Origin of the sequence: Mycobacterium sp. SM1, assembly GCF_018361265.1 — a bacterium.
Classification (GTDB): domain Bacteria; phylum Actinomycetota; class Actinomycetes; order Mycobacteriales; family Mycobacteriaceae; genus Mycobacterium.
Map to the genome: position 1 here is coordinate 1,189,425 of NZ_JAFLNH010000001.1, position 10,745 is coordinate 1,200,169.

Annotated in this window: 10 protein-coding genes; 4 read left to right on the top strand and 6 right to left on the bottom strand. The window is 66.9% G+C overall.

Annotated features, from left to right (window positions below):
* Positions 1 to 28 precede the first annotated feature (28 nt).
* Positions 29 to 1,744: a dihydroxy-acid dehydratase gene (gene ilvD / locus MSM1_RS05590; protein WP_213440561.1), complete on the top strand. Its 1,716-nt coding sequence runs from the start codon at positions 29 to 31 to the stop codon at positions 1,742 to 1,744.
* Between the two features lie 113 nt (positions 1,745 to 1,857).
* Here the strand turns inward: ilvD and MSM1_RS05595 are convergent, their stop codons facing one another.
* Positions 1,858 to 2,301 carry an SPW repeat protein gene (locus tag MSM1_RS05595; RefSeq protein ID WP_213440562.1) on the bottom strand — a complete coding sequence of 148 codons (444 nt, stop codon included), beginning with the start codon at positions 2,299 to 2,301 and terminating at the stop codon, positions 1,858 to 1,860.
* A gap of 727 nt (positions 2,302 to 3,028) precedes the next feature.
* A complete protein-coding gene (locus MSM1_RS05600) occupies positions 3,029 to 3,688 on the bottom strand; it encodes an O-methyltransferase (protein WP_213440563.1) in 660 nt (219 codons plus the stop codon).
* A gap of 360 nt (positions 3,689 to 4,048) precedes the next feature.
* Here MSM1_RS05600 and MSM1_RS21545 point away from each other — a divergent pair, with 360 nt between their 5' ends.
* Positions 4,049 to 4,195, top strand: a complete 147-nt coding sequence (locus MSM1_RS21545; RefSeq protein WP_236054757.1) for a metallothionein — start codon at positions 4,049 to 4,051, stop codon at positions 4,193 to 4,195.
* A gap of 233 nt (positions 4,196 to 4,428) precedes the next feature.
* Here MSM1_RS21545 and MSM1_RS05605 read toward each other — a convergent pair whose 3' ends face one another.
* The 3 genes from MSM1_RS05605 to MSM1_RS05615 are packed head-to-tail and all read right to left on the bottom strand — an operon-like array spanning position 4,429 to position 6,601.
* Entirely contained in the window at positions 4,429 to 4,956 is a 528-nt protein-coding gene (locus MSM1_RS05605) for a TIGR04338 family metallohydrolase (RefSeq protein WP_213440564.1), read from the bottom strand.
* An 8-nt stretch (positions 4,957 to 4,964) separates the two neighbouring features.
* Positions 4,965 to 5,714 (bottom strand): DUF2786 domain-containing protein, encoded by a 750-nt coding sequence (locus tag MSM1_RS05610; RefSeq protein ID WP_213440565.1) that lies wholly within the window; start codon positions 5,712 to 5,714, stop codon positions 4,965 to 4,967.
* A gap of 47 nt (positions 5,715 to 5,761) precedes the next feature.
* Positions 5,762 to 6,601, bottom strand: coding sequence for an alpha/beta hydrolase (locus tag MSM1_RS05615; RefSeq protein ID WP_213440566.1), 840 nt, complete (start codon positions 6,599 to 6,601; stop codon positions 5,762 to 5,764).
* Between the two features lie 154 nt (positions 6,602 to 6,755).
* Here MSM1_RS05615 and MSM1_RS05620 point away from each other — a divergent pair, with 154 nt between their 5' ends.
* The gene (locus MSM1_RS05620) at positions 6,756 to 7,499 is read left to right on the top strand and encodes a pirin-like bicupin family protein (RefSeq protein ID WP_213440567.1); all 744 of its coding nucleotides are present in this window, start codon (positions 6,756 to 6,758) and stop codon (positions 7,497 to 7,499) included.
* Positions 7,500 to 7,658: 159 nt separating this feature from the next.
* On the top strand, positions 7,659 to 8,759 hold the full coding sequence (locus tag MSM1_RS05625) for a phosphodiester glycosidase family protein (RefSeq protein WP_213440568.1): 1,101 nt from the start codon (positions 7,659 to 7,661) through the stop codon (positions 8,757 to 8,759).
* Positions 8,760 to 8,956: 197 nt separating this feature from the next.
* On the opposite strand, the gene MSM1_RS05630 is transcribed toward MSM1_RS05625, so the two are convergent.
* On the bottom strand, positions 8,957 to 10,696 hold the full coding sequence (locus tag MSM1_RS05630; RefSeq protein ID WP_213440569.1) for an IS1634 family transposase: 1,740 nt from the start codon (positions 10,694 to 10,696) through the stop codon (positions 8,957 to 8,959).
* Positions 10,697 to 10,745 lie beyond the last annotated feature (49 nt).

Here is a 10,745-nt window from a genome sequence, read left to right on the forward strand (position 1 = left end):
AGCATAGCGCAGCGCGCATACTTGGACGATGGTCGAAACACCCGAGACGCGCAAGGCCGCTGACATCAAACCACGCAGCCGAGACGTCACCGACGGCCTGGAGAAAACCGCCGCCCGCGGAATGTTGCGGGCGGTCGGGATGGGCGATGACGACTTCACCAGGCCACAGATCGGGGTGGCGTCATCCTGGAATGAGATCACCCCGTGCAACCTGTCGTTGGATCGGCTGGCCAAAGCCGCGAAGGATGGGGTATTCGCCGCGGGCGGCTACCCCCTTGAGTTCGGGACGATTTCGGTGTCCGACGGCATCTCGATGGGCCACGAGGGCATGCACTTTTCGCTGCCGTCGCGGGAGTTGATCGCCGACAGCGTCGAGACCGTGATGCAGGCCGAACGGCTCGACGGCTCGGTGCTGCTGGCCGGTTGCGACAAGTCGCTGCCCGGGATGCTGATGGCGGCCGCACGGCTGGACCTGGCGGCGGTCTTCCTGTACGCGGGCACGATTCTGCCCGGCTGGGCCAAGCTGTCCGACGGCAGCATGCGCGAGGTCACCATCATCGACGCCTTCGAGGCGGTGGGCGCCTGTGCGCGGGGCCTGATGCGGCGCGAAGACGTCGACGCCATCGAGCGGGCCGTCTGCCCCGGCGAGGGCGCGTGCGGCGGCATGTACACCGCCAACACCATGGCCAGTGCCGCTGAAGCCCTGGGCATGTCGCTGCCGGGCAGCGCATCGCCGCCGGCCACTGATCGGCGACGCGACGGTTTCGCGCGCCGCAGCGGCCAGGCCGTCGTCGAACTGCTGCGCCGCGGCATCACCGCGCGTGACATCCTCACCAAAGAGGCATTCGAGAACGCGATTGCGGTGGTGATGGCGTTGGGCGGCTCCACCAACGCGGTGCTGCACCTGCTGGCCATCGCCTATGAGGCAAACGTCAAGCTGTCGCTGGAGGATTTCAGCCGCATCGGGGCGCGAGTTCCCCACCTTGCCGACGTCAAGCCGTTCGGCCGCCACGTGATGTTCGACGTCGACCGCGTGGGCGGTGTTCCGGTGATCATGAAGGCGCTGCTGGACGCCGGCCTGCTGCACGGTGACTGCCTGACGGTAACCGGTGCGACCATGGCCGAGAACCTCGCCGCCATCGCCCCCCCCGACCCGGACGGGAAGGTGGTTCGCGCGCTGGAGAATCCACTGCACCGGACTGGTGGGATCGCCATCCTGCACGGATCGCTCGCCCCGGAGGGCGCGGTGGTCAAGACCGCTGGCCTGGACTCTGATGTATTCGAGGGCACTGCGAGGGTTTTCGACCGAGAACGGGCCGCACTGGACGCTCTGGAGGATGGAACTATCACCAAGGGCGACGCGGTGGTGATCCGCTACGAGGGCCCCAAGGGCGGCCCCGGAATGCGCGAGATGCTCGCCATCACCGGCGCAATCAAGGGCGCTGGCCTGGGCAAAGATGTGCTGCTATTGACCGACGGCCGGTTCTCCGGGGGAACCACCGGCCCCTGTGTGGGACACGTGGCTCCGGAGGCGGCCGACGGCGGTCCGATCGCGTTCGTGCGCGACGGTGACCGGGTCCGGCTGGATGTCGTCAACGGAACCCTGGACGTGCTCGTCGATACCGACGAGTTCGCTTCCCGTCGTTCAGGTTTCACGCCGCTGCCACCCCGGTACACCACCGGCGTGCTGGCCAAGTATGTCAAGCTGGTAGGTTCTGCAGCGATCGGGGCGGTCTGCGGTTAAACGAGCCCTGTCGCAGTTGCAGCAACCCGCCCCTGCCCGGACCGGGAAGACCGGCCCGGGCAAGGCGAGTCGGCATCGGCGTTATCGAGAGCGTTATGGAGCCTGCTGCGGTTCTACTCCCGCTTGGCTGCGGAGCTCCGGGCGCGCATGCCGAAGTACACGGCGGTGATACCCAGGCAGCCCAGCAGCGCCCCGGCGATCACATTCGACCAGATCATGCCGGCAGTCGGGTGGACGCCGTGTACCGCCCACGGCGAGATCATGAGCCAGACACCGAAAACCGGCAACGTCCAGGTCATGCCGTGGGTACGGTCCAGGGCCGCCGCGAACCCGTACGCCAGCACCGCGACCGCGATCCCGACGATCAGATCGTTGCGCGCTAGCTGCCTCGTCGTGGCAAATCCCACGATCCACGGCGACAACGCCGTGTACAGCCCGGTCAGCAGGGCCAGGCCGAAGGTGAACTGCGCGGTCATCGACTCGGCTGCGCGCTCATAACCGGCCCGCAGAGCCAACAAATCGGGGTGCTGTTCGATTGATGGATGTACCGTGCTCATTTTGTGACCTTTCTGTTATACCGCAAGCCTTTTGGGCTTACCGCAACCCCTCTATCCGGTCCAAGATTACGCCCGTTATCGTGATGCCAGCAACGACGAGTAGGCGAGTATCGCCCCCGGCGCGGCCGAAAACCCGTAGCCTCGGCGCCGGACCGATTACACCCCTCGCCGCAGCCACCGTCGCATCCGCGGTGATGCCCTCCCCGCGCCCTCCGGCACGCAGCATTACCAGCCGAAACCGAGGTAAGCCATGGGCATCGCGGATCACCCCCACAGCGATACTCCGCGGGGGCAAGCCGGTATGGGAGGCGGGCCGGCCGATGCGGCAGTGGCCGGCACGGTCGCCGGGGCGTGCCGCGTTGTAACGCTCGGGCTGGTAGCGCCCAGCAAACTCCAAACCGGATGACGCGCGGGCTGCGGCTCGGGCCGCGTCGGCCGCGCCACGCAACGGTGGTGCTGCCGTGATGGGAGGGTCACGACGCTTCCCGTCGCTGTCGCTGTGAACGCGGGCAGCCGTGCGCAGTCAGTGCTCGGCCGTCTCGACGCCGGCAGCTTGCTACGACGGCGGTCGCCCCTCGTCCGCTTCAGGCCGCTGGCGCCGCTCCCCGAAATGCCGGGGATCCAGGTTGATCGCATCGCCGGCAAATGGCGCTGGGACCGGTGAGATCACCGTGGCCGTGCAGGCGGCCACGGATCTGCTGCCCTGCGGATGACACCGCTGGCCACGCTATTTCACCAAAGCGAATGCAAACCCATCCCACCCCTTGGCGCCGACCGTCTGGATCACGGTCGTGTCCAGCTGCGGATGCTCCCCCAGCAGCTGCAGTGTTTGGCGCGTCGCCTGCGCTTCTCGGCTCTCGGCGGGTGGGTTTAAAACCTCCCCGTCGCGAATGACGTTGTCTATCACGATAACCGAGCCGGGGTGCGTGAGCCGCACGGCCCATTCCACATATGCGGGATAGTTTTCCTTGTCGGCGTCGATGAATACCAGATCAAAGGGTCCGCCGGTCACCGCGGGCAAGGTGTCCAAGGCGGCGCCAACCACCACCTCCACCCGGTCGCCGACGCCGGCCCGAGCCAGGTTGGCGCGCGCCACCGCCGCGTGCCTGGGCTCGTATTCCAGCGTCACCACCCGCCCGTCTGCCCCGGCGCCGCGTGCCAGCCAGATGGTGCTGAAGCCACCCAGGGTGCCGATCTCGAGGATGCGGCGTGCCTGCATGGCGCCGGCCAACAAGCACAGGAATTTGCCCTGCTGGGGCGAGACGGCGATCCGCGGCAGCCCGGCGGCATCGCTGGCTGCCAGCACCGCCGACCACGTCGGATCGTCGCCCACCAGGGTGTGGTCCAAAAACGCGTCAACGTCCGCTGCGGTTGGCTCCCGGCTCATGCAGCCCACATTAGCCCGGCGACGATGCGGGCCCGCAGGGCCCGAAAAGGAGCCGGGCCATCACACCCAGCCCGGCGACGATGCGGGCCCGCAGGGCCCGAAAAGGAGCCGGGCCATCACACCCAGCCCGGCGACGATGCGGGCCCGCAGGGCCCGAGCGACACGACGGCACGCCCCGCGCCGGCCGGGAGGAGCCCGTCACGGAACCGTGCCGACGGCACAAGGTGGTGACTTTATACCCATACGGGGTATATGCTTTAATCGGCCGTCCGGCTGGTCGAGGACGCCAATGAGTAATCAAGTGATCACCGGTCCCCACACCAAGTGATCACCGGTCCCTACAGATAAGGGGTGACGTCAATGGCAAGCTATGAGTCCGGAACCGTGCTGACCTGTGCGCATGAGGGCTGCGGCTGTAAGGTGCGCATCGAGGACGAATGCCACTGCCCCGGCGCTGGCGCCTCGTATCGATGCACCTGCGGCAGTGAAATGGTTCCCGTCAGCTAACAACCGATCCGGCGCGCATTCACGGGCTTGTCAAAAGCCTTGGCAAGCCCGTGACTCGTGTCGATGGGTGCTTGCGTACCGCGGCAAACAGCAGCGGATGTGCCTACCACCCTCCGCGAGCCGGCCCCCTGTCGACCCGCTCGAATCCACACCCGCGGCGCGTGCCCCTGGATCGTGCCCGGCATGGTCATCGGCGCATGCGGCTAGTGATGACCACGGCCGGCGCCGGGAATTCACCCGCTCACCGCTAATCGAACGCCTTCCTGGGCGTACACGACGCGCAACACGTACCCAAGTTCCGGCCCCATCACCAGCTCGGACAGGGTACACATCGTCGCCACGAACTCCGGCCCGTGCGCCGGTTGCGCGCCGCACAGGTGATGCGCAATTTCATGGAGCACTACCAGCTCGCGCATCGCCCAGTCGGCACTATCCCGGTCGGGCACTGCGATAATCCCAGTGCCCTCGCGGCTTTCGTAGTGTGCCGCGGTGGCGGCCCGTCGTGCCCGCACCGTCAGCGGTGGTGGCGCAGGCCAACGGCGGCGTACCGCGGGCAACCCTAACACGTCGTCGACGTAGCGCTGCACCGAGGAAATCGAGCCGAACCGCGCCTCCGGTGGCAGCGTCAACGGCGTGCCAAAGAACTCCACAGCGGGTGAACCGTGCTCGGCCGCACGGTCAAACAAGGTCCGAACGAACCCCTCGGCCGCATAGACCCTGGACCGCTGGACATCTCGGGCTGAGGACCTCCCAGCGTCCATGCGCGTGCCTACCGGTCCAGCGCAGCACAGGCCGCCGAGAGCTCCGGATTGTTCCCAAGACGTGCGCGCCTGCCGGCTCGATCGCCGGCCCGCCGAGCCGCCGACGAGTACCCGGCTGAGGCCCTGCTGGCTCGCCAGATGCCGCGCGCCTTCGAGGCACTGCGATAATAGTCACGCAGTTCGATTTCCTTGTTCCGCAGTGCGATAGCTGTTCCCGGCGCATGATCGCGATCCCCCTCGGCCGCTCGCCGGGTCTGCTCTCGGGCCTCGGCCAGCCGCTGACCAATCCGGGCCCCGAAAGCCAACTGGAAGTTCAGCCGGGCGGTGATCGCCGGTGTGGGACGGTGAGCCCCGCTGGCGATATAGGCGTCCGACGCCCGCACCATCTGCACCACGAGGCTGGCGTACAGGGCGTGGCTGACGTCGATGTCCTCGGCGAAGCCGTAGGCGTAGACAAATGTCGAATTCGACGCTACGTCGCAGCGGACGTCGTTGGCCGCGGCGATCAGCACGAACAACTGCACGTATGTGCGCAACCCCTTGGTTCCCGCCGGCCCGATGGTGATGGTCCGCTGGATCGGCGTCTGCGCGGCCGAACGCTGGGCGGCATGCGATCGGGCCACCGCCAAATCGATGGATGTCGCCGTGGCCAGTCGTTGCGCCGCCGCCATGAACGCCTCGGCTTCATGCGGGTTGTCGGTCCCTTCGGCCTGGCGTAGCAAGGCGGCGATACGGGCCAGCATCTTCTCATCAGTCATAGCGCCAATCTAAAGCAGCGGTACGACATTTCCGGGCACCGCCATACTCACAACCGTGCGGTGATCCAGGAGACGACGTCATCGAGCACCCGGTGGCGCTCCGGCTCGTTGAAGACCTCGTGGTAGAGCCCCGGATAGACCTTCAGCTCGACGTCGGAGGCTCCCACACATTCGACCAGGCGGCGGCTGCCCTCGACCGGCACCAGCCGATCCTCGGAACCGTGCACCACCAGCAGTGGCGCGCCCAAAGCCGCCGCCCACCGGGGCATGCCCTCGCCGAGCCGCAGCAGCGCGCGGGCGATACCGGCGGGAACCTTGCCGTGGTGTACCAGCGGATCGGTTTCGTACGCGGTGACCACCGCGGGATCGCGGGATATCGCGCTGACGTCGAGTTCCTGCACCGGCAGCCTCGGCGCGACAACGCCCATGGCCTTGACGGTGATTGCCAGCAGTGCCGGCACGAAGGCCGGTGTCGCCACCGCCGGTCCCGACAGCACCATCAGGTCGTAATTATCAGGGTGTTCGACGCCGTAGGCGAAGACAACGCCGCCACCCATGCTGTGTCCCAGCACAACACACGTGAGGCCGGGATATTCCTTGGTGGCGACGCCGACGAGGGTGGCGAAATCCCGGGTGTATTCGGACAAATCCCTCAGCGCCACGCGCTTACCGCCCGAGCGGCCGTGTCCGCGGTGGTCAAGCGCGTAGGTCACCAGCCCGCTCTCGCCAAACCGCTGCGCGACGTGGTCGTAGCGGCGGGCATGCTCACCGAGACCGTGAGACAGCACAACCACAGCGTTTGGCGTCGTGTCGGGCTCCCAGACGTCATAGACGATGCGCACGCCACCCGCACCCGCGAAGGCCCGTTCCCGCCGGCTGGTCGTCATCAAGGGCAGCGTAGACCGTTTGTCGCGACTGTCCCCACCCGAGGATGGTTCTGCCTTCGCCGGGCGCGGGACGCCGGGGGCCAGGATCCCGACGGTGAACTTGTGCAAGAGGATCCCCGCCGAAGGTGCTCGGACTCGGGCTTAGGCTGTAACCATGCCCGCCGTCGTCGAGGTCCGGCGCGCCGCGGACCGGGCCATCACCAAAACCCCCTGGCTGATCTCCAGGCATTCCTTCTCGTTCGGCGATCACTACGACCCGCGCAATACCCACCATGGGGTGTTGCTGGTGAACAACGACGACATCGTCGCGCCAGCAGCAGGATTTGACACCCACGCCCATCGCGACATGGAGATCACGACCTGGGTGTTGCAGGGTTCATTGGTGCATCAAGATTCCGCCGGAAATCGCGGGGTGATCAATTCCGGCCTGGCTCAGCTGATGTCGGCAGGAACCGGCATCCAGCACTCCGAAAAGAACGCGTCGGCCACGCAACCAGTGCGTTTCGTGCAAATGTGGGTTGTCCCGGATGATACTGGGATCGCTCCGAGCTACCAACAGCACCAATTCGATACCGAGGTGTTGCGCAACGCGTTGGCGCCTATCGCGTCGGGAATACCCGGTCGAGACGCCGCCATTGCGATCCACAACCGAAACGCCGCGCTGCTCTGCGCACGGCTGGACCCCGGCAAAGAAGTCGACTTGCCGGCGGCTCCCTATGTGCACCTGTTCGTCGCGCGTGGGCGACTCGTCTTGGAAGGCTGGGAAGACGTGGACGGTGCCGGCGACCTTGCCGAGGGTGACGCCGTGCGGTTCACCGCCGCCGACGGCCGGCGGATAACGGCCAGCGCGCCGTCGGAAATCCTGGTCTGGGAGATGAACGCCGCACTGGGCGGTTAGTGGCCGGCGATCGCGCAAGTTTTCGCCTGGTCGGCAGCGGTTGTTGGCTAGCCGGGGAAAGCCCCTGCAGCTAAAGGTAATTGCTCGGTCGCCAAAACGTCACGAGACCGTTACTCAAATCAACGCTGTTGCCTGCGTGGCTGATGTTGTGGTTGTTGTATGGGTGTCTGCGCCTGCGCCGCGCCGCGTCGTGCCGCCGGCTTCCGTCGGCTGATGACGTGCTGCGCAGCGATGATGCTGTGGGCTGCGCTGGGAGCCACCGCGGGGCAGCCACTCGCCCGCGCCGAAGGGCGTGACCAACTGGCAACGGCCATCGCCACCACGCGCGGCTCGTACCTGGTCTACAACTTCGGCCCCGGTCATCCCACACCCATGCGCAACGCCGACGGTAACTGGTATGACATGAACAACGGCGGCCATCTCATGATCATCAAGGCAGCGTCACAACGACTTTCACCGCACCTGCTGGTAGATACCCATACCGGTTACCAGGCACGCTGCGAACACAACCCGGGCGCGCGTACATCCGAAGGGCTATGGCAGGCTTCGGAGACCTATCCCCCACTGCAGGCCTGGCAGGTGTTGGGGCAGCCGACGATCGCCATCAATGCCAACTTCTTCGACGTGCGCCCCCAGAAGGGTGGCTCGTGGCGACAGACGGGCTGCAGCTCACCCGTGGGCGCTTACGTCGACAACACCCGCGGCCAAGGCCGGGCCAACCAGGCGGTCACCGGTACCATCGCCTACGCCGGCAAACAAGCACTCACCGGCGGGGATGGCCACTGGAGCGCGCTGGCAACGATGATCTTGCCCGCCGACGGCGCGCCATATGTGGTGCGGCCCAAAAGCAAGACCGATTACGACGCCGCCAGTCCCGTCATCCAGGGCCTGGTGGACAAGGGCGCACGGTTTGTAGCGGTGAGCGGGATCGGGCTATTGTCTCCCGGCGACACCGGGCAGCTCAACGACGGCGGGCCCAGTGCGGCCCGAACCGCCATCGGCTATTCGGCCGCGAAAGACGAGATGTATGTATTCCAAGGCGGCAGCTACACGCCGGACAATATGCAAGACTTGTTCCGCGGTCTGGGCAGTGATACCGCGATCCTGCTCGACGGTGGCGGGTCATCGGCGATCGTGCTGCGCCGTGATACCGGGGGGATGTGGGCCGGCTCCGGAGCGCCGAAGGGAAACTGCGATACCCGCCAGGTGCTATGCGATTCCCATGAACGCGCGCTGCCCGGCTGGCTCGCGTTCAATTGAGAGCAGCCGCCGGTATTTTCTCGTTCGCGCAAACGTCAGCCGCACTCCTGTGATGAAATGACCCGGCGCCCTCAGTCCTGACTTCCGCAGATAGTGGGCACACGGATCGCCGGATTTGGGCGTTTACTAGCGCAAACGTGGGATGAGCCGATTTGGGTCGTGTTACTACACGACGCCAGCGATCCGGGCGGGGTTCGTCAGTCGGCGACGGCGGCGTCGATGCCGGGTGTGAAGGCGAGGTACTTGGGTGGTTCGGGTAGGTCGAGCGCGGCGAGGATGGTTTTCTGATCGCCGGTGAGGGCGGAGCGTTGCGCCACGCGGCCGTCGGCGGTGGCGAAGGTGACCAGGTGCATGCGGTCGAGTTCGTGGCGCAGATTGCGCCAGGTGTCGCCGGTGCGGGTTTCTGCGACGCGGATGAGAAGCAGTGCCAGCCAACACAGTTGGACGTGAGCGCGGATGCGGTCCTCGCGGTGGTGGTAGACCGGGCGCAGCCCCAGCGAGCTCTTGGCGTCGCGCCAGCCGCGTTCCACCGCGAGCAGCTGCTTGTAGGCGGCGGCCAAATCCTCGGCGGTAAGCGTGAGGTCGGAAGTGCGCAGCAGCCACTTGCCGTCGTAGTGGGCTTCACGTTGGGCGGCGGCGCGGTCGATGCGCAGCAGCCCGGTCTTGGTGCGCCGCAACAGCCTGCGCAGCCCGGGCTTGCCCTTCAAGGAGCCGACGAACTCGTCGCGCTTGCGTTTCGGCCAGGCGTCCGAGCCATCGATCAGCCCGGAGAGGTGCTCGATGAGCCGCTCACGCACTGCTGCGTCACGGTCGGCGGCATCCGGGTTGTGGCACACCACGAACCGCTCCGCACGCACCCCCTCGTTGTTGCCGCCGCCGGGTGCCACCCGAATCTCCTTGACCCGCAGGTTGTCGGCCACGTCGTGGTAACGGCCGGGGCGGGCCAGCGCGTCGGCGGCCTCGGCGTTGGTGTGGCGCAGCTTCTCGGCGTGGATGTAGTGCCCGCCGCCGCGGGTGAGATAGGCGCGGTTGGCCGCGGAAGCAAACCCGGCGTCGGCCACCCACACCAGCCGGTGCAGATTCCACGATCCCAGATCGTCTTTGACCGTGCGGATGATCCGCTGATCGCTCTCACTGCCGGGAAAGGTCCAGCAGCGCACCGGGATTCCGTCGCGGGTCACCGCCATCGCGATCACCACCTGAGGCCGGTCGTCGCGGTGGTCCTTGGACTTGCCGAACCGGCGCGCGGCCCGCTCGACCGCTTTCGCGGTGCCGTCGTCGACCTCGGGTTCGGGGGCCAGGTCGGCCAGTTCGTCGGGCACATCGACCTCCCAGTAGGTGGAGGTGGTGTCGATGAAGACGATGTCGACGTCCAGGTTGAGCAGGTGCGCGACCGAATCGAAGATCTGCGCGGCGATCTCGCCTAGCGCGGCGAGCAAAAAGTCCATCGACCGATACGCCGCGTCATCGGAAAACCCGGGGCACTCGGCGATCGCGACCCGTTCGGCGACCCACCGTGTGGCGCCCAGCTTGCTGCCCGGTTCCAGCGCCCGCTGCGCCACCAGCGCGAACAGCACCCGCTCCACGGTCGCGGCGTCCAGGCGCCGGTCCGCGGCGACCCGGCGCAGCGCCGCGCCCACACCCAGCCGGTCCCAGAGTTGGTCGAGCACCCATGCCCCGCCGAAGCGGCGCGAGTCCAAGATCTCGATCTCGCCGGTGTGCGCGGCCGCGATCGCCTGTGCCGGGTCGAGGAACCGCGAGATCGAGGCGACCAGTCGGGCCAGCGCGTCGCGGTCCACGGTGTCAGCGCGGCCGAAGTTGTGGATCACCTTCGCCGAGGGCACCCCGGTGACCGGATGGCGTTCGCTGTGCGCCAGCTGCAGATACGACACCGTCGACCCGTCGCGGTTGCGCCGCTTCGTCTCCCGCAGGTACACCCCTACACTGCTAGCACATATTCGCTGGTGAAGTCCAGCGACACGCCAG